Here is a 23,272-nt window from a genome sequence, read left to right as displayed (position 1 = left end):
ACCACCGCGGGCCCGTGGTCGTTCGAGCGACGGTCCGAGTCGCATCGTCAGGCCAACTCCTCGTCGATGACTTCCTGAACCGATTCGTTGGCGGTGCTACAGGCCTCCTCGGCCGTCGCGTTGCCGAGGACGACCGGCTGGATGACCTCGGTGTTGATGATGCTCTGGACCGACGCGATGCCCGAGAACGACGGGAACCGCGAGGTGCGCGTGAACAGGTCGTCGTTCTCGTACAGCGTCACGAGGTCGCCGAACTGGCTCCGGAAGAGGTCGCTCGGGTCCTCGAAGGCGCTTTCGAGCGTCGGGACGCGCCCGCGGATGCCCACGTCGTTCTCGGCGTCGTAGGTCCACGGCGCGAGCTGTTCTTCGGAGTTCCACCACTCGGTGAAGTCGAAGGCGGCCTGCAGTTCGGCCTCCGAGTCGGTGCCGTTGCCGAGCATGAAGCCCTGCGCGTTCTGCAGGAGCAGGTCGCGGGGTTCGAAGCTCCCCGACGGGCTGTCCGGAAGCGGCGCGCGGGTGACGGTGTGGCCCTCGCCGTCGAGCCACGCCTGCGGCGCGCCGGTCGTCTGGTAGACCGCGTTCGCGTGGGAGTACGTGATGAAGATGCCGGACTCGCCCTCGCGGAGGAGCCGTCCCGCGCCGATGTGGTCGTTCTCGGCCATCGAGTCGGGGAACAGGCCGGCCTCGGCGATGTCCTGATAGAGCCTGACGGCGTCGACGAAGCCGGGTTGGTCGACCGTCGCCTCCAGCGTCTCGGGGTCGAAGTACCGACCGCCGTTGGCGTAGACGAAGCCGATGAAGTAGCCGGTCGTCAGGCCGAAGTCGGTCCCCGGCGCGGTAATCGCCGCCGACACCTCGTCGAGCTCCTGCATCTCCTCGCCGAGTTGGATAAGTTCCTCCCAGTTGCGCGGCGGGCTGTCGAAGCTCGTCTGTTCGAGGTAGTCGGTTCGGATGTCCACGAACGGACCGAGGTCGGCGTAGCCGCCGGGAAGCCCCCACTGCCGCTCTCCTTCGGTGTCGCCGAGGCTGTCGTAAATCTGCGTGTCGACGTTCGCCTGGATGAACCGGCTGTTTATCTCCTCTAACTGGTCGGCGAACTGCTCTTGGTCGAGCGGTTGGATGGCGCTCGCGCCGACGTAGTCCGGAATCTGCTGGGTCTGGCCGGCCATCACGTCCGGGAGGTTGTTGTTCGCCGCCGCGGACGCGATAATCTGGTACTTCTGCCCCCACTCTTGGTGCTGGTAGGTGACGTCGTGGTCGCTGTAACTGCTGTAGTGGTTACTGATGTACTCTCGTTCGGCGGGGATGCCGCCGAACAGCCAGAAGTCGAGGGACTGCGACCCGGAGTCGCCGCCACCGCCGCCGGAGCCTCCCCCGTCGGAACCGCCATCGGAACCACTGCCGCCGCCGTTCCCGCCACCCATACAACCCGCTAGTGCCGCTGTGAGACCTGCTCCGAGTCCGGTCACGTACCGCCGCCTACTGAGCCGGTTCTGTGAACCACTATCAGTCATGATGTGCTATTACAAACCACTATAGTTCATTATAATAAATATACCGGTGTCATTCGGAGATGGAGAGTTCAGCCACCGGATCGACGACGGTGCGAGCGAGGCACGCGATGACGACCGGTTACGCTCACCCGAGGTCGACGTGCCGGCGGAACGACTTCCCGGTCAGCCACGACCGGTCGGCCGCCGACAGCGAGTCGACCTGTTTGAGCCAGTTGCACGCCTCCGCGTAGCTGGCGACGTCGCTGACGTTCGGGTAGTCGGAGCCCCAGACGACCCGCTCGCGACCGAAGGTGTCGAGGAGCCACCGGACGTGGTCGTGCATGTCGGCGTAGGGGAACGCCGAGTCGGACATGTGGACGATTTCCGAGACCTTCACCGCGACCGAGTCGTGTTCCGCGAGGTCGGCGAACCGACCGAACGTCCCCTCGTCGGTGGGGGTTTCGGGGCCGGCGTGGGCGAAGTGGTCGAACAGGTAGGTGAGTTCGGGATACGCCTCGACGAGTTCGAGCGCCTGGTCGAGCTGGCCGTGGTCGCAGAGAATCTGGACGGTCGCGTCGTGGTCGACCGCGGCCTCCCAGAACGCGGTCTCCTCGACGCTCTCTCGGAGCCACGTCACGCTCGGGTCGAACGTCTCCCACATGCGGTCGTACGGGCAGGCCGCGCCGAGGCGGAAGCCGAGGACGCCGTCGGTCTCCATACAGCGGTCGAGACGCTCGACCGCGTCGTCGGCGAAGGGGTCGAGCATCACGATGCCGTGGAGTCGGTCGTACTCGCCGGCGGCCCGGCGGGTGTACCAGTTGTCCGTCCAGTCGCAGATGGGATAGCCCACGACGACGGCCTCGTCCACGCCGTTTCGGTCCATGTCGGCGAGCAGGCGCTCGGCGGTGTAGACGGTGTGTACGTCGAAGCTGTCCACGAGGTCCAAGATGGGGCCGTTGGTCCACGGGTGTTCCGGGCTCGCGGCACCCCACGCGTGGGTGTGGGCGTCTATCATTACAATCGACGACGGCCGTCCCCGTACTAAATCTTACCCGCCGAAAAGCTAAGACGGGTGCCGCCGAATCGGAGGCCGCATGGCGCGAATCGCGTTCCACTTAGAGATAGAAGACGGCAAGCGAGAGGAGTACCGAACGAAACACGAGAACGTCCCCGAGGCGCTCGAATCGGCCTACTTGGACTCCGACGCCGGCCTGCAGACCTACAGCGTCTTCGAGAAAGACGGCCACGTCTTCGGCTTCATGGAAGTCGACGACCCCGAGGCCATCCAAGACGTGATGGACAACAGCGAGGCGCAGGCCGACTGGGCCGAGGAGATGAGCGGCATCACCGTCGAAACCGACGACAGTTGGATGGACGAAGTCTATCGGATGGTCTGACAGTCGAAACCCCCGAGAAACGTCCGGGCATGGCGGACGAAACGCCGTGCCGACCGAATTTATCAACACCACCACCATCGAATAAATCCCCATAGACTCTCGTTTTCGACCGCATCAGCCCGTATATCGGGACGATTCTCGGAAGTCTCTGTGAGTCCGGTCTTACCGGATACCTATCCGGTGGTGTCGGAAATTTATTCGGGACTGAATCGACCAGCGGTGGTCGTCCGTCGAGGTGAGGTCGACGGCGATAATTGCACGTTTCCGTCCTCGAGGCGGGCCATACGCCCGAAAGATTACGCTCATAGAACTGTAATTCAGAGCTAACTCCGGTCAGTCGACTTCTGAGAGACAGTTCGCGGTCAGTCTCGAATCGATGGCGACACCGACCACCGTGGTCGCGTGTCACGAAACGGCGCGTTTCCGTACTGACGCCGCATCTATCGCGGATATTCGCGGTATCTCCGAAGAGTTCCGACCGCGGATTCGCGTCCGGTGATGCCGGACACCGTTCCGGAGTGAGCGGCTAATCACCCGACCGCACTCACCACGACGTGATGGGCACCTCGCGGAGCGGCCCCGGAAGCGGAACGTCGACCGTCGAGTCGGTGTAGTGCGAGAGGTAGAACCCGACGATGATTTCGAGCGAGCGCGTCGCCGCGACGCCGGGCGAGTAGTTTTCGGCGTCGCCGTCGAGGAGGTCCTGCACGTGGGCCGCCGCGTTGGCGAACGACCCCTTGTAGTCGTCCTCCCACGTCCACGCGCCCTCGATACCCGGGAGCGGTCGCTCGACGTGCTCGCCGTCTTCGAGCGACCAGTAGCGCCACTCGCCGTCGTCGTTGTTCATGTAGAGTTTGCCCTCGGTTCCGATGAAGCTCAGCGTCATCGACGAGACCTCGCGCGGAATCGTGCAGTCCACGGTGACGAACGTGCCGTCGTCCATGACGACGTGCCCGCCGCCGCCGGCGTCGTCGACCGAACCCGTGGCGTCCAGCGCGTCGAGCGCCTCGTTCTCGCCGGTGATGTGACCGCTCACCCGCGAGGCCCGCGCGTCGAGGAGGTAAACGAGCGTGTCGAGGACGTGCGTGGAGTTCCGCATGAGTTCCATGCGGTACTGCGCGCTCACGGACTTCACGTCGCCGAGGATACCCTCCTCGCGGACGAGGTCGCGGAGTCGGCGAAGCTTGTCCGTGAACCGAAAGGAGTGGTTGACGACGAGTTCCGTGTCGGTCTCGTCGCAGACTTCGACCATCTCCTCGGCGTCGCTGACGGAGGACGCGATGGGTTTCTCGCACCAGACGACCGAGGGGTCGGCCGCGGAGCGCGCGGCGTCGACGACGTGGTCGCGGTGGAGGAACGACGGGGTGCAGACTGACACCGCGTCGAGGTCCTCGGCTTCGAGCATCGCCTCGTGGCCGACGTAGCGGCGGTCCGCGGGGATGTCCCACGCCTCGCCGAAGGTGTCCAGTTTCGACTCGTCCACGTCGGCGACGGCGACGAGTTCGATGTCGTCGGTCGCGGCGTAGCCGCCCGCGTGGCTCGCGTCGATTTTCTCTCTGCCGATGGCGTCCTCGTCGTGCATGCCGAGGATGCCCATCCCTGCGATTCCGCCCGTGCCGATGATGCCTGCGTGGTAAGTCATAGTGTCTCCTGTCGCCCGAGTTCGTTCGTCAATGTGCGCCGGGGCGCATAACTGTGGTGCCGGTCCGGAACCTCAGTCGAGCGCGTTCGCGGCCATCAGGAACCAGCCCTGTCCGTAGGGCGTGTCCGTCAGCGGGGCCTCGGGGCCGCCCGGCGGGCCGGCGACGCGGTTGACCGCGCCCGCTTCGCCGACGACGCGGGAGACGGCCGCGAGCCCGTCTTCGGCGGGTCGGCGGTAGGTCTCCGCGTCGAGGATGCCGAGGTCGATGCCGCGGGCGAAGGCGTAGGCGAACATGAGCGTCCCCGACGACTCAAGCGGCGTGTGCGGGTCGTCGACGAGGTTGTGCCAGAAGCCACTGCCGTCCTGAAGCGGGAGGAGCGCCTCGCAGTGCGACCGGAACAGGTCGAGGAGGTCGTCGCGCTTCGGGTGGTCCTCGGGGAGCCGTTCGAGCACGTCCGCCGACGCGGCGGCGGCCCAGCCGTTTCCGCGCGCCCAGAACGCGCCCTGCGGGTAGTGGTTCGGCTGTTCGACCCAGATGTGTCGGAACAGCCCCGTGTGGCCGTCGCGGAGGTGTTTGGCGTGAATCAGAATCTGCTCGACCGCCTCGTCGAAGGCGTCGGCGTCGCCCGCGGCCTCGCCGTAGCGGGCGAGGAAGGGACACATCATGTAGACGGAGTCTATCCACAGCGACTTGATGCCCGCGAGGTCGGGGTCGTGGTGGGGGATGCCGCCGTCTTCGGTCCGGTCGAAGGACAGAAGCGACTCGTAGGCGCGTTCGGCCGCGTCGAGGTAGCGGTCCTCGCCCGTCCGGTCGTAGAAGTCGAGGACGCCGTGACCGATGGCGGTGCTGTTGTTCGTGTTCATGCACTTCTTGACGGTCAGCTCCCAGCTCGCCTCGTACTCGCGGCCGTGGCTGAAGACCTCTATCGGGTAGCTCGGGCCGTAGCTCAACTGCCCGGCGTCGTTCTGGGTCGCCACCGCGGTGTCGACGAGGTGCTTCGCGCGCTCGACCGACTCGTCTCCCCCCTCGGCGAGCAGGCCGTTGATGGCGACGCCGGTAATCCACGACTGACCGTCGATGTCCAGCGACCGGAGATACGAGGCGGCGCGCTGGACTGGTGTAAGCTCGTCTGCTGGCATGAGTACGGTACCCACACGAAGACGTGCGGGGATGAAAAATGTATCCCATGGCGACGCGCCGCCGCGGGACGGCGGCCGGAGCGCGCCGGTCTATCGGTCCGGGCACCTCGGTCGCTCGTTCGCCGCGACAGCCACGTTCCCGAGGCGGGAACAGATATATACGGCTCTGGTTCGACTGTCACACCATGAGCCCCCAACCGAACAAACGCCCCGGCCGGACCATCCGCTCGGTCCAGATAGCGTTCAATATCATCGACCTCCTCCAGGAGGAGGCTGGCATCGGCGTGACGCGAATCGCCGACGAGCTCGGTCACTCGAAGAGCACCGTCCACAGCCACCTCCGAACGCTCGAAGAGCGGCGCGTCATCGTGCGCGAGGGCGACGGCTACCGGCTCGGACTGCGATTCCTCGACGTCGCCTCGCACGTCCGCGACCAGATAGGCAACTTCGACATCGTCCAGAAGGAGGTCGACTCGCTGGCCGAGGAGACGGGCGAAATCGTCCAGTTCGGCGTCGAGGAGTACGGTAAGGTGTCGTATCTACACAAGGCGCAGGGGGAACACGCCGTCGAGACGCTGTCGCGGGTGGGGACTCAACAGCCGATGTACTCCACGTCGCTCGGCAAGACGATTCTCGCGTACCTGCCGCCCGAGCGCATCGAGGAAATCGCGGCGGCGATGGAGTACGAACCCAAGACGGCAAACACCATCACCGGGCCCGAAGAGCTGTTCGCGGAGCTCGAAACGATTCGCGAGCAGGGGTACGGCATCGACGACGAGGAGAACATCGACGGCCTGCGGTGCGTCTCCGCGCCCGTCAAGAACGACGAGACGATTCTCGGCGCGATAAGCATCACCGGTCCGTCGAGTCGGTTCACCGAAGACCGCCTCCACGGCGAACTCGCGGACTACGTCCGGAGCGCCGCGAACGTCATCGAACTGAATACGAAGTTCTCCTGAGCGCGGGGCGACGCGGGGCGGCGCTCAGTAGTTCTCGTAGATGGTCTTCACCGACGAGAAGAAGTCGAGGCCGGCGTCGCCCTGCTCGCGGTACGTGTTGGTCGACGAGTCCTTGTAGCCGCCGAAGGGGACGTGGAGTTCGAGGCCGGTCGTCTTCTCGTTGATTTTCGCGACGCCCGCTTCGACCTCGTTGACGAAGCGCTTGCCCTCGCTGAGGTCCTGCGTGACGATGCTGGCCGACAGGCCGTAGTCCACGTCGTTAGCGAGGGCGAGCGCGTCCTCGAACGACTCGGCTTCGACGACCGCGAGCACGGGGCCGAAAATCTCCTCTTGGGCGATGCGAGCGTCGTTTTCGACGCCGGAGAACACCGTCGGCTCGACGAAGTAGCCGTCGTCGTAGTCGTCGCCGGAGAGCCTGCCCCCGCCGGCTTCGAGCGTCGCGCCCTCGGCGGAGCCGATGTCGATGTATTCGAGCGTCGAGGAGAGTTCGTTCTCGGAGACGTGCGGGCCCATGTCGGGGTCGTCGAGGCCGTCGCCGACGACGAGCGACTCGGCGTAGTCGGAGACGGCCGCGACGAACTCGTCGTACACGTCCTCGTGGACGATGGCGCGCGAGGTGGCCGTACACGACTGGCCGGTCGTGCCGAACGCGCCGACGCCGACGGTCTCGGCGGCGTCTTCGATGTCCGCGCTGGGCATCACGACGGTCGGGTTCTTCCCGCCCATCTCACACTGGACGCGCGTGAGGTCGACCGCGGCCGTCTCGGCGACCATCGTCCCCACGGCGGTGCTCCCGGTAAAGGAGACGCCGTCGATGCGCTCGCTCTCGATGAGCGGGCCGCCGACCTCGCTCCCGGACCCGGTGATGACGTTCGCCACGCCGGCCGGGAGGCCCGCGTCGTCGAGACATTCGAGGACGATAGAGACGACGCCCGGTGCCTCGGACGCCGGCTTGAGGACCGCGGTGTTGCCGGTGGCGAGCGCCGGGGCGAGCTTCCAGACCGGGATGGCGATGGGGTAGTTCCACGGCGTGATGAGCGCGACCGTGCCGAGGGGTTCGTGCTTCGTGTAGAGGTCCTTTCCGGGGGCGCTCGCGGACTTGACGGTGCCGCCGACGTCCCGCGCCTTCGCGCCGTAGTAGTGGAAGATATCGATTGCGCGCTGTACTTCGCCGCCCGCCTCGGAGCGCGTCTTGCCCTCCTCGCGGACGAGCACCTCGGTCGCCTCGTCCTTCCGCGCTTCGAGGTTGTTACCTGCCTCGCGGAGAATCGCGCCGCGGGACGGGCCGGGCGTCGACGCCCACTCGTCCTGCGCGGCGACCGCCGCGTCGAGCGCCGCCTCGACGTCTTCTTTGGAGGACGCCGGGTGGACGCTGACGACCTCGCCGGCCGCCGCGGGGTTCGTCACTTCGAACGTCTCTCCGGAGTGGGAGTCTGTCCATTCGCCGTCGATGAAGTTACCGTACGTTCTCGACATTCGACCTAGCTATGTGCATCCATCACTAAGTAAGCTTCTCATGGCGAACGTGGATGCCGGCCGTTCGCTCGAGACCGACACGGGGCGTGAGACACGCGAATTCGGGCCGTTCAAAGGAAGAGCGACGGGCCGCCGTCGACTCAGAGCAGGAACTGGAGGACGACGAAGAGCGTCGCGACCGAGACGGCGGTGGTGGCGAACACGTTCATCGACGCGAGGTCGGCGTCGCCGCCGAGTTCGTTCGCGTAGACGAACGACGAGACGGCGGTCGGCGTCGCGAGCATCGTCACGCCGGCTTGGACCGTCGACCAACTCGACGCGAACGTCGAGAACACCGCGAAGGCGAGAAGCGGCATCAGGACGACCTTGCTCCCGACGACGGCGCCGACGGTGCGGAAGTCGAACGACTCGGTGGAGACGGTGAGTGACGCCCCGATGGAGAGCAGTGCCACGGGGAGCGCGAGCGAGGCGAGCGCGTCGAGGCCCGTCAGGAGGACGCCGGGGACGCCGAGGCCGAGCCCGGAGAAGACGAGGCCCAACACGAGCGCCGGGATGACCGGCGTCTTGAGCACGCCGACGAACTCCTCTTTGAACGACACGTCAGCGCCGTTGACGAGCACGAGGACGCTGATAGTGAGCGGGACGTGAGTGAGCGCGCCGACGCCGAGGATGACGGCCGCCTTCGCCGACGCCAGCGAGCCGAACGTCGAACTGACGAGCGGGAGGCCGAGGAAGCCGAGGTTCGAGTAGTACGACTGGACGATGGCGACGCTCCGAACCGAGTCCGGCGACACCCGGCGGTGGACGACCCAGCCGACGGCGAGCATGGTGAAGAGGACGAGCCAGAAGCCAAAGAGGAGCGTCGGCTCGATGACCTCGCGAATCGGCTGGTCGTACGTCGAGGTGAACACGAGCGCGGGGAGCGCGAAGGCGAACGCGAAGAACGTGAGTTTGTCGCGACGGCCGCTGTCGAGGAGGCCGAGGCGCTTCGCTAGCGCCCCGAGGCAGAGCACCCCGAGCATGTAGCCCAGATTTGCGGCGACGGTCATACCCTTCCATCGAACAGGGGGGTCCTTCCGTGTTACGCTCGCGGAGATTTCGTTCGGATAATTCGAGCACGAGAGCGCCTGAATCGCACGGATTCTAGTTAATCGTCCATGAGGGATTCGAGCTCGCGCGCGAGGCGCTCGCCGATGCGAATCATCGCGTCGTCGCCGGGGTGGACGAGGTCGGTCGTCATCCCGCTGGCGGTCGGCAGGAGGTCCGGTCCCTCCACGAGGTGGACGTTGTCGTAGCCGCAGTCGGCGACCACGTCGCGGAGGTGGTCGCGGAACGTCTCGGACAGCGTCGCCTCCTCGTGGTCCCGTTTGTACTCGCGCACGTGCGGGAACAGCGTGATACAAGCGACGGGTTTGGACGGGTTCGCCGCGGCGACGGTCTCGACCATGTCGGCGGCCCGCTCGCGGAACTCGTCGGGCGAGAATCGACCGACCATGTTCACCGACAGCGAGAGCGTCGCCACGTCCCAGTCGTCGCGGGCGGCGATGTGGTCGGCCATCGCGGGGTCGCAGTAGGCGGTCCCGCAGGATCCGAGGTTTATCGGGTCCGCGCCGAGTCGCCGCGCCGTCTGGTTGACGTACGTGAGCATCTCCGCCGACGGGGCCTCGCCCTCGGTAATCGACGTGCCGTACGCGAGGTACCGGAGGCTCGGCACCTCGTCGGCGGTCGGCGGCCGGCACGCGCCCTCGACGTCGTGATAGTAGATGTGGCCGCCGCGGTGGTCGCCGGGGAAGACGAGTCGGCACACCTCGGGCGCGTAGCGCATCTCGCCGGTCGCCGCCGGGTCGAGGTCGGAAAGCGACTCCGGGGGAGACAGTTCCACCGTCTTCGGCTCCGAGCCGAGCGTGAACTCCTCGCCGCTGGCCTGAAAATCCCCCCAGAACGGGCGAACGAGGCTGTTTCGCTCCTCGGAGGAGAGCGTGATTCGAACCGTCTCCTCGGGGACGAACCGAATCTCGGTCCCAGCCGGGTGGGACATCCGCGTCTGCGCGCCGGCGTTCAGGCCGCTCCTGACGGCCTCCGGGACGCGGAGCAGTCGAAGTCCCTCGTGCGGTCTGACCCGCTGGAGCGCCCTGACGTTGTGGAACTGAACGTCGTCGTGCTGGATATCGTCGTGCTGCATGCCGTGTGAGTCACGCACACGCCGCACCTACTTATCCCTACCTCCGACCGCCGACGCGCGGCGACGAGCGCCGCGGGACTCGGGGCGAAAGAAGCCCGATTCGGCAGTCGGGTTCCCGAGGCGGGAAAATTACAGACATATGCTTGTAATAGTCCGGCGACTGTGGCTCCGAATTCGCGCGTTGGGCGTCGACGACAGACGGCTGTCCGGAAGCGATAAATCACCAGATCGCTCGGATTCCGACGTTACAGGCCCCGAACAAGCACGTTCGCAAGAAGGGAACAGGAAAACCATTGCAGATGAACAATCGGGCACAATTCGCCGGAAGTCCGTTCCCCACCCGCGAACGCCGCGCGAGAATACGACGACGCCGCGACGGTCGTGTCAGCCGGCTCACCCAGCTCACCCGCTCCGCTGTCGGAAGCAAGCGAGCAGGCGAGCGCGGCTGACCATCGCGGCCGGGAGAACGGAGCGATGTCGAAGGGGACAGAGATGCGAAGGACAGCGGCCCGGAAGCGACTCGGCGGTGAGACGGCAGAAGGCGGTGGTGGGTGCCCCCGACCGATGCAGTCGGGAGGCGTCAGGCAGTGTGGGTGGTGGTCAGTCGGTTTCGGTGGGGTCCGAGTCGTCGGTTTCGGTGCGGTTCGGGCATCGGGCGCGGTCCGGTCGAGGTCGCCGAGTCAGTCGATGACGCGGGCGATACCGTCGTCGAGTTCCTCGTACAACTCCTCGGCGCGGCGCTCGTCTTCGGCCGACAGCGACCGAATCGGCTCGCGGACCGACCCGCCGTGCAGGCCGGCCAGTTCGAGCCCTTTCTTCACCACCGGGACGCTTATCGCGCCGGGGAGGTCGTTGTCCTGGCCCGTCTCGCCGCGGAGGGCTTGGAACGGAAGCGTCAGGTCGCGAATCTCGCGGGCGCGTTCCCAGTTCTCCGCGGCGAGCGCGTCGAACAGCGCGAGGCCGATTTCGGGGCGGAAGTTACTGACGCCCGCCGAGAAGCCCTCGATACCCTCGTTCCAAAACGAGACGGCGAACGGTTCCGCGAGGCCGTCCACCCAGACCACGTCGTCGTCCGCGGCGGCGACGGCCGAGCCGAGTTTGACCGGGTCCTCGATAGCGTATTTGACGCCGACGACGCCCTCGATGCGAGAGAGGTCGCGGAGGAAAGAGACCGAGGGGTCGAAGCCGCGGACGTAGGGAACCAGCGGCGTGTCGGTCGCGGCGTCGAGTTTCTCGTAGTAGCGAATGAGTCCCCGCTCGTGGACGTAGGTGTGGTCCGGCGGCATGACCATCATGGCGTCCACGCCGACGCGGTCGTAGGCGTCCATCAACTCCGTCGCGGCCTTCGTCGACCCGCCGACGCCGGCGAGGACGCAGGCGCTGTCGGGGAGGGCTTCGACGCTCGTCTCCGTCACGTCGACGCGCTCCTGTTGGGTGAGGGAGTGATATTCGCTGATGTTCGCGGCCGCGAGGAACGACGAGATACCGTCGCCGGAAAGCGACTTCGCGTTCGCTTCGAGTTTGTCGTGTTGAATCTCCAGGTCGTCGTCGAACGGCGTGAGCAAGCCGACGGCGACGCCACGGAGACGACTACGTACACGGTCGTCTGCGAGTGGCATGGTACAGTCAATCTGAGTCAACCGTGATAAACCCATCGTCAACCCCTGCATCCGGCGTTCGCGCGCGAGAGGGCCCGCGAATCGTCCATCTGGGACGCGACGTTCCGCGACGTTCAGGCTTTGTGAACCGAACCAGCGGGCCGGCGCGGCACCCGAGGCGAAGTCGGATTTCGCGGTCACCCATCAATTTATTACGATTTGGTCAGAGTGGATTCGTATGGACGTCTTGATGACCGGCGTCTATGGCCGGTGCGGCACCGCAGTCATAGACCACCTGCACGACGACGACGCCTACGACTTCACGTACTTCAACCGCTCCGACCGACCCGACGACCACCCCTACGGCGGCTACGACACCGTCGTCGGCGACGTGTCCGACTACGACGCCCTCGACGACGCCGCTGAGGGACAGGACGCCATGGTCCACATGGCGGCGTACCCCTACACCGACGGCACGTGGGAGGACATCTTCGAGCCCAACATCATCGGGATGTACAACGCGCTCGAAGTCGCCCGCGAGAACGAAATCGAATCGTTCGTCTTCCTCTCGACCAACCACGTGATGGGCGGCTACGAAGACGAGTTCGCCCCCGAGATTTACGAGCCGGGTCACGGGCTCGTCATCGGCCACGACGACCCCGTCCGCCCCGACTCGTTTTACGGCGCGTCGAAGGCCTACGGCGAGGACATGGGCCGGTACTACGTCGAGAACTACGAATACCCCAAGCAGTTCTACGCCCTCCGGGTGTGCAGTGTCCGGATGCCCGAGTACGACCACCCCTACGGCGACGCCGAGGCCGCCGTCGAGAACGGCGAGTTCGAGCGCGGGAGCGCCGAGTACCAAGAGACCGTCGGTCGCATGAAGGCGATGTGGCAGTCCCGCCGCGACTTCGCCCACGAAATCGACTGCTGTCTGCAGGACGACAACGTCGAGTTCGGCATCTTCAGCGGCGTGAGTGACAACCAGCGCCGGTGGTACGACCTCGAACACGCCCGCTCGCAAATCGGCTACCACCCGCAGGACGACGGCGAGGAGTGGGACAGCCCGCCGGAGTAGTCTCGGACGACTGAGTACAGGCGGCTACGCGGTCGCGGGGGCAGAAAAAACGAGAATCGGGTCAGTCCGCCGCGGCGACGCTCACTCGGTGTGAAGCGTCACGTAGCCGTCGAAGTTGAGAATCACGAACTGCGCGAGGTCGCCGAACAGCGCTTTCCCGGTCGGCGACCGGTTCCGACCGAGGATGAACACGTGGTCTGCGCCCTCCGCTTCTGCGACCTCGATGACGGTCTCGGCGCGCTCTTTCTCGCTGGCGATTCGCGGGACGATGTCGTAGGACACCTCGTCGTCGGTCGAAAAGACCTCGCGGGCGACTTCCTCGGCGTCGTTCATCGCGCCCCGGAAGGCGTCCTGTTCCGTGTACGACGTGTGTTCGACGTCGCCGATGGTGTCGAGGACCTCCTGGGTCTCCTCGAACTCGTCTTCGGTGAGCGTGACGAGGAGGACGAGGTCGGCGTCCGCGCCCAGCGCGTGTTCTCTGGCCTCCCGCAGGAGGTCGGCGTGCGAGTCGGTGTTCTCGATGAGTACTAAGCCTCTGTCCATGCACCTCCATTCCGCCTCGTCTTATCTAAGTCTACCGCAGGAACGGACGGCGCGAGGGCGACGGGCGGGGCAGTATACTGAAATACACCGCGGTACTCTACGCAGACATGCCCGAAACGAGTCTCGCCGACGTGCTCCGCGATTACGAGACCCGGATGAAGTTCGTCCTCGTCATCTCGCTCGCCTCCATCGCCCTGCTTCTCGTCTCGCTTCCGTCTATCGAGCCGGGGACGACGACTCACGCGCTTGTCTATCTCCAGCTGACGACGTTCGGCGGGTTAGCGGTCCTGATGCTCGGACTGTTGCTGTGGACGGCGAGGAGCGCGTGACGGGGACGCCGACGCGACCGTCGTGACCGAGAGAACAGGTATTTTCTCTATCATGGTCAGTATGGGTAAATCCAGTATCTATATTAACCGGGAGTATCATGATAGATGATACCGCATGGCTGGAAAGCGTTCAACCAACTGGAGTAGACGAGACCTTATCAAGTACGGGGCGGTGGCCGGGACGGCTGGACTGGCCGGCTGTTTCGATAGTTCGGGGCAGACGACCGAAGACGGCGGCACCGAAGACGGCACGGACGGCGGCACGAACACCGAATCCGGGGCGGGCCTCGCCGACGACACCCTCGATTACCCCGCGGGCCGACCCGCGACCGACGTGCAGTTCAACCGTTACAGCCTCGGCAACTACGCGCACACCCTGCAGGACCAACTGTTCGAGGAAGTCGCGCGCGGCTACGCCGACGGGACGGTCCGACCCGACCTGCTTGACGACATGAGCGTCGACGGGCGGACGCTCACGCTGACGTTCCCCGAGGGGTTCAAGTGGTGGAACGGCGACGACCTGACGGCCGAAGACTACTACATCGGCCTCGAAATCGACCGCCTGCAGTCGCCCGAGCAGTCGCCCATCGAGAGCAACACGCTGGTGGACGACTACACCATCGAGCGGACGTTCAAGACGGCCGTCTCGCCCAACCTCATGAAGGCGAACGTCGCCGAGACGTTCGTCAACACCCCGCGGTCGATTTACCGCGAGTACCTCACCCGCTACGAGGAAGCGTCGAACGAGAGCGAGCGCGAGAGCGTGACGAGCGACCTCCTCGACATGAGCATCACCACCCAACAGCTCATCGACGAGGGGCTCGGCAACGCGCTGTACCGCGTCACCGGCTTCAACTCCTCGGAGACCGTCCTCGAGAAGTTCGAAGACCACCCGTACGCGAGCCGGACGGACATCCCGAAGGTGCGCATCATCCCCGAGACGACCGCCGACGTGGAGTCGCTGTCGGTGAACGACCAGCTCGACATGAACCCCGACGTGCTCATGTCGGAGTCCCAGCAGTCACGGTACCCGGACAACATCGAGAACGTCTACCGGCTCAACTGGTTCCGCACGCAGAAGTTCACGTTCAACTTCAAAAACGAGCACATCGCGCGGCTTCCCGTCCGACGCGCCATCGTCAACGCGGTCGACTTCGAGTCGATGGTCGCCGCGATGCGACAGGCCGGAACCGTCGGCGCGCCCGCCGAGAACCAGACGGCACTGCGCTCGACGATTCACGAGGAGTACCTCGGCGAGGACTTCGTCGACCAGCTCATCGACTACCCGGTGGGCAAGGACCTCGACGCCGCGACGCAACTGCTCGAAGACGCCGGCTACACCAAGGAAAACGGCACGTGGGTCGACCCGGACGGCGAGTCGTTCACCTTCACCGTCCTCACGCAGAACAACAACACCCAGGTGCAGGCGACGAAGGTCTTCAACGACCAGCTCAACGCGTTCGGCCTCCAGACCGAGATTAGCACGGTCAGCTCGACCGACTACTACCAGCGCCTCCAGACCTACGAGGCTGACATCTTCTGGATATGGCACGTCGCGAAGGCGCTGTGGCACCCGACGGCGTACTTCTCGAACAACTTCTACGGCATCGAGGTCGGCGACCCCTCCAGCGGGAACGAGACCGGCCCGACGGGCAAGCCGTTTACGACGACCATCCCGAGCGAGGTCGGCGCGACCGAAATCTCGGGGAGCGGCAAGGAGATTCAGCCCGCACAGCTGATGAACGACCTGCCGAACTCCGAGTCGGCAGAACAGGTCAAAGAGCGGACCCGCGACCTCGTCCAGTGGTTCAACTACGCGCTTCCCGACTTCGTCTTCGTCGAGGAAGACTCCGGCTACTGGGGCGACACGCAGGACTTCTCCATGCCGACGGGCGACGACTACGAACTCAACACGAACCGACCGGGCGAGTTCTCCTTCAAGAACGGATGGATTAGCTCCAACTCGCAGTGAGGTGAGACGGCACCCCCAACGGGCTTAACCACCACAATTAAGCTCTCTCACGCTAGAAGCCAAACTATTAATAATGACACCAAAGTATTTGTTGAAGCGTCTCGGGCAAGCGATACTGACGTTTTTCGTCACGATGACGGTCTCGTTTCTGCTGTATCAGGCCATGCCCGGTGGCCCGACGGAAGCGATGCGGAGCGTTATCCTCTCGCAGAGCGGCGGGAGCGTCGACATCGACCGACTGAACAGGATGATACAGCTCTACACGAACGTGAACCCGGACCAGCCGATGCACGTACAGTATTTCAACTACGCGTCTGACGTGATTCTCCGGCAGGACCTCGGCACCTCGTTCTTCAAGAACGAGGAGGTCACGACGCTCATCATGCAGCGCATCCCGTGGTCGATGTTCATCAGCGTCTACGCGCTCGCGCTGGGCTACTCGCTGAGCATCTTCCTCGGCGTGATGACGGCCTACCGCGAGAAGTCGCGGTTCGACTCCACGGTGTCATCGCTCATCATCGGGCTCAACTCGATTCCGTACTACATCGTCGGCGTCGTGCTCATCTACTTCCTCGCCATCCAGAACAACTACTTCCCGACGGGCGGCCGAATCGGCTCGGGCATCGCGGCGGGGTACAACCCCGAGTTCATGCTCAGTCTCGTGCAACACGCGGCGCTCCCGGCGATTTCGATGGGCGCGCTCGCGACCTCCGGCGCGCTCGCCATGCGCGGCAACGCGATTCGCGTCCTCGGCGAGGACTACATCCGCGTGGCACAGCTCCGCGGGCTCCGCGAGACCCGCATCGCCACGCAGTACCTCGGGCACAACTCCATCCTCCCGATGTACACGCAGTTCATGATCGGCATCGCCGGCGTCTTCAGTAGCGCCGTCATCGTCGAGGAGGTGTTCGCGTACCCGGGCATGGGCCTCCTGATGTTCGAGGCGGTCAAGACGCAGGACTACCCGCTTTTGATGGGCACGCTCCTCGTGTTCACGGCGATTTCGCTGACCGCCATCTTCATCGCCGACCTCACGTACACGCTCATCGACCCGCGCATCTCGGTGGGTGAATAACGATGAGCGAGGCACACTCCGACTCGTTCGACCTGAAGGACCTCTACGACGAGGACATCGACCCGGACCCCGAATCGCGGGCCGACCGCACGAAGCGGTTCCTCGAGATGAACGTCGTCGCCCCCGCGCGCATCGCGGTCGCCGACTGGCGCGCGCTCGTCGGCGGCGCGATTCTCGCCTTTTTCCTCCTCATGGGAACCGTCGGCGTCTGGCTCGTCGAGCGGCCGACGAGCGGTGACGCGCCCGTCCTCGCCGCGCCGTTCGAATCGCTCGCGTACCCGCTCGGCACCGACGTGTTCGGCCAGCCGATTCACGCCCAACTCATCCACGCGACGCCGGGCATGTTCAAGATGATATTCGCGGGCGCGGTCGTGAGCGTCGGGTTCGCCGCCCTCGTGGGCGTCGTCGCCGGCTTCGAACACGGCACGCGCATCGACTCCATCCTGATGACCATCACCGACGTGGTCATCACGATTCCGGGCCTGCCGCTCATCATCGTCATCACGGCCATCTTCCAGCCCGAGAACCCCTACATCGTCGGGGTCTTCCTCGGTATCGACAACTGGCCGGGGCTGGCGCGGACCGTCCGCTCGCAGGTGCTGAGCATCCGCGAGGAGTCCTACGTCGAGGCGTCCGAAATCATGGGCATCCCGCTGTCGTCGATTCTCCGGCGGGACATCCTCTCGCAACTCATGCCGTACGTGATGATAAACGGGGCGCTCACCTCCCGGCGCATCATCTTCGAGTCCGTGGGGCTGTACTTCCTCGGCATCCTGCCGTTCACCACGTTCAACTGGGGCGTGATGATGAACCTCGCGTACGAGGGCAACGCGCTCACCCGCCCGGACATGCTCCCGTGGATGGTCGCGCCCATGGTCTGCATCTTCCTGCTTTCGTTCGGGCTCGTCCTCCTGTCGCAGGGGCTCGACAGCCTGTTCAACGTCCGCCTCCGGGCGCGCCACGCGAAAACCTCGAAGAAAGGCACCTCGAAGAACAACCAATCGCAGGCGACCGGCGGGGACTGACCCCGTGCCAACACCTATTACCAGACGATGACTACCAACCAAGCAATGCGAACGTCGAATCAGAACGACTCGGACCCGGACCAAGACGTCGTGTTCGAAGTCCGCGACCTCGAAGTCACCTTCGGGACGAACCGAGGCGAATCGAGAGTCGTCCGCAACGTCGATTTCGACATCTACCGCAACGAGACGCTCGGGATGGTCGGCGAAAGCGGGAGCGGCAAGTCCATGACCTCGTCCGCGTTGATGAACGCGGTCGTCAGCCCGGGAGAGACCTCCGGCGAGGTCACCTACTACCCGCCCGACGGCGGCGAGCCGATTTCCGTGCTCGACCTCGACGAAGAGGAGCTTCGGAAGTTCCGCTGGGGCGAAGTCGCCATGGTCTTCCAGGGCGCGATGAGTTCGTTCAACCCCGTCAAGAAGGTCCGCGGCCACTTCCGGGAGACCCTCGAAGACCACAACCGCGACGTGGAGGCGGGGCTCGAACGCGCCCACCAGATTCTGGGCGACCTCTACTTAGACCCCGACCGCGTCCTCGACTCGTACCCCTACGAGCTCTCGGGCGGGATGAAACAGCGCGCGCTCGTCGCGCTCGCGCTCATCCTCGAACCGGAGGTGCTCGTGATGGACGAGCCGACCGCCGCGCTCGACCTCCTGATGCAACGCTCTATCGTCTCCCTGCTCAAGGAACTCAAAGAGGAGTACGAGCTGACGATTATCTTCATCACGCACGACCTGCCGCTTCTCACCAAGCTCGCCGACCGGCTCGTCGTGATGTACGCGTTCGACATCGTCGAGGTCGGCTCGACCGAGGAGATACTGTACGACGCGGCGCACCCCTACACGCGGTCGCTCCTCAACGCGACGCCGGACCTGAACGCGCCCATCGAGGAGATGCAGTCCATCTCGGGGTCGAAGCCCGACCCGGTGACCAACATCCCCGGCTGTTCGTACCGGCCGCGGTGCCCGATGGCCGACGAGTCCTGCGCGGAGGCGGAGCCGCCGATGGCAGACCGCGGCGACGGCCACCGAACCGCGTGTTTCTACCACGACGACGTGTCCGACGAGATTCCGATTCCCGCGATGGAAGCGGCCGAAAAGGGCGGTGAGTCGGAATGAGCGTCGACAACTCCATCCTCTCGGTTGACGACGTGTCGGTCCACTTCACGGACAGTAGCGGCTTCCTCGGCCTGTTCGGCGAGCGGCAGACGGTCCGCGCCGTCGACGGCATCTCGCTCGACATCGGCGAGAACGACGTGGTCACGCTCATCGGCGAGTCCGGCTGTGGCAAATCGACGTTGGGCAAGACAATCATCGGCGCACAAGAGCCGACCCACGGCTCGATTACCTACCGCGGACAGGACATCTGGGAGGCGAAAAACGGCCGCGACCCGGACATTCCGTTCTCGGAGATTCGGCGCTCGCTCCAGATAATCCACCAGGACCCCGGGAGCGCGCTGAACCCGAACCAGCGCATCCTCACCTCGCTGATGCTCCCCCTGAAGAAGTGGAATCCGAACCTCGGCGAAGAAGAGCGCCGAAAGCGCATCTACGCGCTCCTCGAACGCGTCGGACTCACGCCCGCCGAGGACTTCGTCGAGCGGTTCCCCCACCAGCTCTCGGGCGGCGAGAAACAGCGCGTCGTGCTGGTCCGGTCGCTGTTGTTGAACCCGGACGTCATCCTCGCCGACGAGGCCATCAGCGCCCTCGACGTGAGTCTCCGGGTGGAGATGATGGACCTGATGCTCGAACTGCAGGACCTGTTCAACACCTCCTACGTCTTCATCAGCCACGACCTCTCGAACGCCCGGTACATCGCCGAGAAGTCCGGCGGCCGCATCGCCGTCATGTACCTCGGTCGCATCGTCGAGGTCGGGCCGATAGAGCAGGTCATCGGCGACCCTCAGCACCCCTACACGCAGGCGCTGAAGTGGGCGACGCCGAACCTCTACGAGGGAGAGGGGGACGACGGCCTCCCGATTCGGAAAATCGACATCCCCGACCCGACGAACCGCCCCAGCGGCTGTCACTTCCACCCGCGGTGTCCGAAGGCGCGGGAGGTCTGTGAGACGAACGACCCGGGCGCGTTCGAAGACGGGAGCGGTCGCGCCGCGCGGTGCTTCCGCGCCGACGACACCCACGAGTACTGGGACAGTCCGAGCATCGTCGACGACTGAACCGGTCGTTTCGACCCCTGACTCCCATTCGCCAGCCGACCGTTTTCACCCCGAAGAGCCGTGCAAGCCGGCCGAACCCCGCCCTGCGCGAACAGTATCTATTTGTGTGCGGAGGGTGACCGTGTGGGTACGTATGTCAGTCAACGCATCGCGCGTGCCTTCGCTCCGGAAGGCCGCGTCGTCGAACCGGAACTTCATCATGACCGTGCTCTCGGGCGTCTTCATGATTCTCCTCGCTCGCTTCGTTCTCGACGGGACGCTCGCGGGGATGTTCGGCGTCTGGGGCATCTCGCTCGTCGGCGTCGGCGTCGGCGGCTACCTGTTGCTCCGACTCTGGGGCGCGTACAATTGACCCCGAAGTTCCGTCACCGACGCCGAACGTCGAACTGAACCGCCGACCCGAAAAACAGCGTATAGCGTTCCGCGAGCGACCGCCGTCGCGTCGTCGTTCGCTCTCGTCGCGTCCGAGGTCGCTCCGTCCCGCCTGCCGAGGCAGTTACTCGACGCGGTTGGCGTCGATGTAGTCCCAGTCGAACGCGTAGCCGAGGCCGGGCGTCTGCGGCAGTTCGACCACGCCGTTGTCGTCGATTTCGTCCGGCGGGTGTTCGAGGCCGGGGAAGTACGTCTCGTAGTCGTGGTTCGGGTGCAGGAGGCCGCGCTCGTAGTACCGGCCGGGGAACGCCATCGTCCCGAGCAGTTGGAGGTTGGGCGCGTCGCGCCCGTGAATCTCGCACTCGATGTTGAACGACTCGCAGAGGCCGACCGCCTTCAGCGCGGGCGTGATGCCGCCCACGTCGTAGACGCCGACCCGGATGATATCGGCGATGTCCCGCTTTATCCACTCCGCGCGGGTGTGCATCCGACCCTCGGCGGTCTCGGGGCCGACGACGGCGATATCGAGTTCGTTCGAGAGCCACTCGTAGGAGGACATCGAGTGTTCGTCCATCGGCTCCTCTATCCAGCGGAAGTCGAGGTCTTCGAGCGCCTTCCCGATTTTCTTGGCCTCGCTTCGGCTGTAGAAGTGGTGGGCGTCGAGCATGAGGTCGATGTCGTCGCCGACGCGCTCGCGGACCGCCCGGCAGGCGGCGATGTCCCGTTCTGGGTCGTCGCCGAACGGCGGCATCCACGTGTGGAGCTTGACGGCCTGATAGCCCTCCTCGACGAGTTCCTCGGCGAAGTCGGCGTACGCCTCGGGCGAGCCGAGTCCGTCGGGGTCGTCGTCGCCGACCATCGTACTGCCGTAGGCCGGGACCGAGTCCCGCGCCGCGCCGATGAGCTGGTAGACCGGGAGGCCGGCGTCCTTGCCGGCGATGTCCCAGAGCGCGCAGTCGATGGGCGCGACGCGCTTGTCCGTGAGCGTTCCCTTGTTCAGTCGCTCGGCCCGGCAGAGCAGTTGCCAGAGCTTCTCGCGATACAGCGGGTTCTCGCCGACGAGGTGCTTCTTGGCGAACTCGTTGGCCGCCTCGTGGCCGCCGCGGCAGTAGCCGTCGGGGCCGCCGTCGACGACGACGTGGGTGATGGTCCGCGTCGACTCCCTCGGCTCGCCGGGGTGGCCGTGGCCCTTCTCGTCGGGGTCGATGTGGGACGCACAGCTGAACCGGATGGTACGGATGTCACGTATCTCCATTCGTGGTAGTCGGTTACGCGGAACGGTGATAAAAGTACGGCGGGACCGGCGATTTCGGGGACTGGACAGCAGGGAGTCGGGGGAGAGAACCCGGCGACGCCGGTCGGTCAGTCCAGTACGTCCGCCGGCTCCTCGGGATACGGCTCGCGGACGAGCCGACCCATGTCGATTTCCTGGTACGGCGCGCGCCGGAGCGTCTCGTTCTCGACGAACTCGTCCGCGCCCGCGTCGGTCAGCTTTTCCGCCAGCGCGTCGCGGAGTTCGGCGACGACCTCGGGGTGGTCGGCGGCGCACTCGTCGAGTTCGTTCGGGTCGGCCGCGAGGTCGAACAGCTGTTCGCGGCCGCCGTTGCGCATGAACACGTACTTCCAGCGGCCCTCGCGGACCATCCCGGTGAAGTTCGGCGGGAGCCGCGGCGTCCGGTGGTAGCCGAACAGACGCTCCCTCGGCTCCGCGTCGCCCCGAATCGTCCCGAGCACGTCGACGCCGTCGCGGAGTTCCGGGTCGCCCGCGGCGGTCGTGGCGATACCGAACAGGTCGGTCAGGGCCACGAGGTCGTCGCGGCGCTCCCCGGCCGGTAGCTCCGCGGGCCAACTCACGAGGAACGGGACGCGACACGACGACTCGAAGAACGACGACTTCTCCCAGCCGCGGTGGTCGCCGAGCAGTTCGCCGTGGTCCGAGAAGAAACAGATGAGCGTGTTGTCGGCGTCGTCGCGGGCCTCGACCGCGTCGAGCAGGCGACCGATGCGGCGGTCGACCTCCGAAATCATCCCGTAGTAGTACGCCTTGATGACCCGGACGGTGGTGTCGTCGATGCCGCCCTCGCGGGTCGTCCAGAAGTGGTGGTTCTGGGCGGGAATCTTCTCGTCCATATGGTCGGTTTCGCGGTCGCCTTTCACCGGGTTTTCGAGCCGTTCGGGGTCGTACATCCGGTCGAAGGGCGGCGACGGCGCGAACGGCGGGTGCGGCGGTTCGTACGAGACGAGGCCGAAAAACGGCTCGTCGGTGTCGCGGCCGACGAGGTCGACCGCGCGGTCGGTCATCCACGCCTCGTAGTTGTCGTCCGGCGGGAGTCGGTTCTGCTGGGGGAGGTGGACCACCGCGCCCTGCCGGGCGGTCGTCTTGACCTCGTGGCCCGTCTCCTCGCGGAACGCCGCGAAGCTCAGGTGGTCGTCGTAGCCGAGGTCGATGTCGCGGGGGTGGGCGTGGTACTTCCCGACGAGGAACGTCCGGTAACCCCGCTCGCGCATGCTTCGGGCGAGGAAGGGACCACACCGCCCTTCGAGGTGTCGCGCGTCGCGCTTTTCGTTCCCGAGGTAGCCCGTCGAGACGGCCTCACAGCCGGTTCGAATCGTGTGTCGCGCCGGGATGCAGATGGGGTCCGGCGAGTAGGCGTTGGTGAAGGAGACGCCGCGGTCGACCAGTCGGTCGATGTTCGGGGTGTGGATTCGACTGTTTCCGAGCGCCCGAATCGTGTCCGACCGTTGCTGGTCAGTCATCACGAACAGGACGTTTGGGCGAGCATCACTCACGGCCGAACTCCGAGCACCAGTAGTATA

Annotated in this window: 21 protein-coding genes; 10 read left to right on the top strand and 11 right to left on the bottom strand. The window is 65.4% G+C overall.

Features of this window, described 5'->3' with window-relative positions:
• Window positions 1–47 precede the first annotated feature (47 nt).
• The gene (locus C438_RS06605) at window positions 48–1,424 is read right to left on the bottom strand and encodes an ABC transporter substrate-binding protein (RefSeq protein WP_004968558.1); all 1,377 of its coding nucleotides are present in this window, start codon (window positions 1,422–1,424) and stop codon (window positions 48–50) included.
• Between the two features lie 214 nt (window positions 1,425–1,638).
• On the bottom strand, window positions 1,639–2,508 hold the full coding sequence (gene rhcC, locus C438_RS06600; RefSeq protein WP_004968557.1) for an L-rhamnono-1,4-lactonase: 870 nt from the start codon (window positions 2,506–2,508) through the stop codon (window positions 1,639–1,641).
• Window positions 2,509–2,587: 79 nt separating this feature from the next.
• On the opposite strand from rhcC, the gene C438_RS06595 reads away from it, so the two are divergent.
• Window positions 2,588–2,890: an L-rhamnose mutarotase gene (locus C438_RS06595; protein WP_004968556.1), complete on the top strand. Its 303-nt coding sequence runs from the start codon at window positions 2,588–2,590 to the stop codon at window positions 2,888–2,890.
• Between the two features lie 544 nt (window positions 2,891–3,434).
• Here the strand turns inward: C438_RS06595 and C438_RS06590 are convergent.
• Both C438_RS06590 and C438_RS06585 read right to left on the bottom strand, forming a co-directional pair.
• Window positions 3,435–4,532, bottom strand: a complete 1,098-nt coding sequence (locus C438_RS06590; protein WP_049917801.1) for a Gfo/Idh/MocA family protein — start codon at window positions 4,530–4,532, stop codon at window positions 3,435–3,437.
• Window positions 4,533–4,604: 72 nt separating this feature from the next.
• The gene (locus tag C438_RS06585) at window positions 4,605–5,672 is read right to left on the bottom strand and encodes a glycoside hydrolase family 88/105 protein (protein ID WP_004968553.1); all 1,068 of its coding nucleotides are present in this window, start codon (window positions 5,670–5,672) and stop codon (window positions 4,605–4,607) included.
• Window positions 5,673–5,857: 185 nt separating this feature from the next.
• Between C438_RS06585 and C438_RS06580 the strand changes: the two genes are divergently transcribed.
• Window positions 5,858–6,631, top strand: a complete 774-nt coding sequence (locus C438_RS06580) for an IclR family transcriptional regulator (RefSeq protein ID WP_004968552.1) — start codon at window positions 5,858–5,860, stop codon at window positions 6,629–6,631.
• Between the two features lie 24 nt (window positions 6,632–6,655).
• On the opposite strand, the gene xacF is transcribed toward C438_RS06580, so the two are convergent.
• From xacF to C438_RS06560, 4 genes are all read right to left on the bottom strand, one after another.
• On the bottom strand, window positions 6,656–8,107 hold the full coding sequence (xacF, locus tag C438_RS06575) for a 2,5-dioxovalerate dehydrogenase (protein WP_004968551.1): 1,452 nt from the start codon (window positions 8,105–8,107) through the stop codon (window positions 6,656–6,658).
• Between the two features lie 140 nt (window positions 8,108–8,247).
• The gene (locus C438_RS06570) at window positions 8,248–9,156 is read right to left on the bottom strand and encodes an AEC family transporter (protein ID WP_004968550.1); all 909 of its coding nucleotides are present in this window, start codon (window positions 9,154–9,156) and stop codon (window positions 8,248–8,250) included.
• A 98-nt stretch (window positions 9,157–9,254) separates the two neighbouring features.
• Window positions 9,255–10,289, bottom strand: a complete 1,035-nt coding sequence (locus C438_RS06565) for an SGNH/GDSL hydrolase family protein (RefSeq protein ID WP_004968549.1) — start codon at window positions 10,287–10,289, stop codon at window positions 9,255–9,257.
• Between the two features lie 680 nt (window positions 10,290–10,969).
• Window positions 10,970–11,908 carry a dihydrodipicolinate synthase family protein gene (locus C438_RS06560; RefSeq protein ID WP_083899972.1) on the bottom strand — a complete coding sequence of 313 codons (939 nt, stop codon included), beginning with the start codon at window positions 11,906–11,908 and terminating at the stop codon, window positions 10,970–10,972.
• 217 nt (window positions 11,909–12,125) lie between these two features.
• Here C438_RS06560 and C438_RS06555 point away from each other — a divergent pair, with 217 nt between their 5' ends.
• Window positions 12,126–12,965 carry an NAD-dependent epimerase/dehydratase family protein gene (locus tag C438_RS06555; RefSeq protein ID WP_004968545.1) on the top strand — a complete coding sequence of 280 codons (840 nt, stop codon included), beginning with the start codon at window positions 12,126–12,128 and terminating at the stop codon, window positions 12,963–12,965.
• 81 nt (window positions 12,966–13,046) lie between these two features.
• On the opposite strand, the gene C438_RS06550 is transcribed toward C438_RS06555, so the two are convergent.
• Window positions 13,047–13,508 carry a universal stress protein gene (locus C438_RS06550; RefSeq protein ID WP_004968544.1) on the bottom strand — a complete coding sequence of 154 codons (462 nt, stop codon included), beginning with the start codon at window positions 13,506–13,508 and terminating at the stop codon, window positions 13,047–13,049.
• Between the two features lie 107 nt (window positions 13,509–13,615).
• Between C438_RS06550 and C438_RS06545 the strand changes: the two genes are divergently transcribed.
• From C438_RS06545 to C438_RS06515, 7 genes are all read left to right on the top strand, one after another.
• Entirely contained in the window at window positions 13,616–13,837 is a 222-nt protein-coding gene (locus C438_RS06545; RefSeq protein WP_004968543.1) for a hypothetical protein, read from the top strand.
• Between the two features lie 172 nt (window positions 13,838–14,009).
• Entirely contained in the window at window positions 14,010–15,809 is a 1,800-nt protein-coding gene (locus C438_RS06540) for an ABC transporter substrate-binding protein (protein ID WP_004968542.1), read from the top strand.
• A 73-nt stretch (window positions 15,810–15,882) separates the two neighbouring features.
• On the top strand, window positions 15,883–16,884 hold the full coding sequence (locus C438_RS06535) for an ABC transporter permease (RefSeq protein ID WP_239640658.1): 1,002 nt from the start codon (window positions 15,883–15,885) through the stop codon (window positions 16,882–16,884).
• Between the two features lie 2 nt (window positions 16,885–16,886).
• Complete coding sequence (locus C438_RS06530; protein WP_004968538.1) at window positions 16,887–17,909, top strand: ABC transporter permease; 1,023 nt, start codon at window positions 16,887–16,889, stop codon at window positions 17,907–17,909.
• A 45-nt stretch (window positions 17,910–17,954) separates the two neighbouring features.
• Window positions 17,955–19,025, top strand: a complete 1,071-nt coding sequence (locus tag C438_RS06525) for an ABC transporter ATP-binding protein (protein ID WP_004968537.1) — start codon at window positions 17,955–17,957, stop codon at window positions 19,023–19,025.
• Window positions 19,022–20,083 (top strand): ABC transporter ATP-binding protein, encoded by a 1,062-nt coding sequence (locus tag C438_RS06520; RefSeq protein WP_004968535.1) that lies wholly within the window; start codon window positions 19,022–19,024, stop codon window positions 20,081–20,083. Before C438_RS06525 ends, C438_RS06520 begins: the two co-directional genes overlap by 4 nt.
• Before the next feature lie 133 nt (window positions 20,084–20,216).
• A complete protein-coding gene (locus tag C438_RS06515) occupies window positions 20,217–20,435 on the top strand; it encodes a hypothetical protein (protein WP_049917800.1) in 219 nt (72 codons plus the stop codon).
• A gap of 144 nt (window positions 20,436–20,579) precedes the next feature.
• Here the strand turns inward: C438_RS06515 and C438_RS06510 are convergent, their stop codons facing one another.
• Both C438_RS06510 and C438_RS06505 read right to left on the bottom strand, forming a co-directional pair.
• Entirely contained in the window at window positions 20,580–21,710 is a 1,131-nt protein-coding gene (locus C438_RS06510) for an enolase C-terminal domain-like protein (RefSeq protein WP_004968533.1), read from the bottom strand.
• Between the two features lie 107 nt (window positions 21,711–21,817).
• Window positions 21,818–23,245, bottom strand: coding sequence for a sulfatase family protein (locus C438_RS06505; protein WP_083899970.1), 1,428 nt, complete (start codon window positions 23,243–23,245; stop codon window positions 21,818–21,820).
• Window positions 23,246–23,272 lie beyond the last annotated feature (27 nt).

Origin of the sequence: Haloferax denitrificans ATCC 35960, assembly GCF_000337795.1 — an archaeon.
Taxonomy (GTDB): Archaea; Halobacteriota; Halobacteria; order Halobacteriales; family Haloferacaceae; genus Haloferax; species Haloferax denitrificans.
Note: the sequence above shows the minus strand (reverse complement) of the source record. Positions and strands in the feature narration are given on the sequence as shown.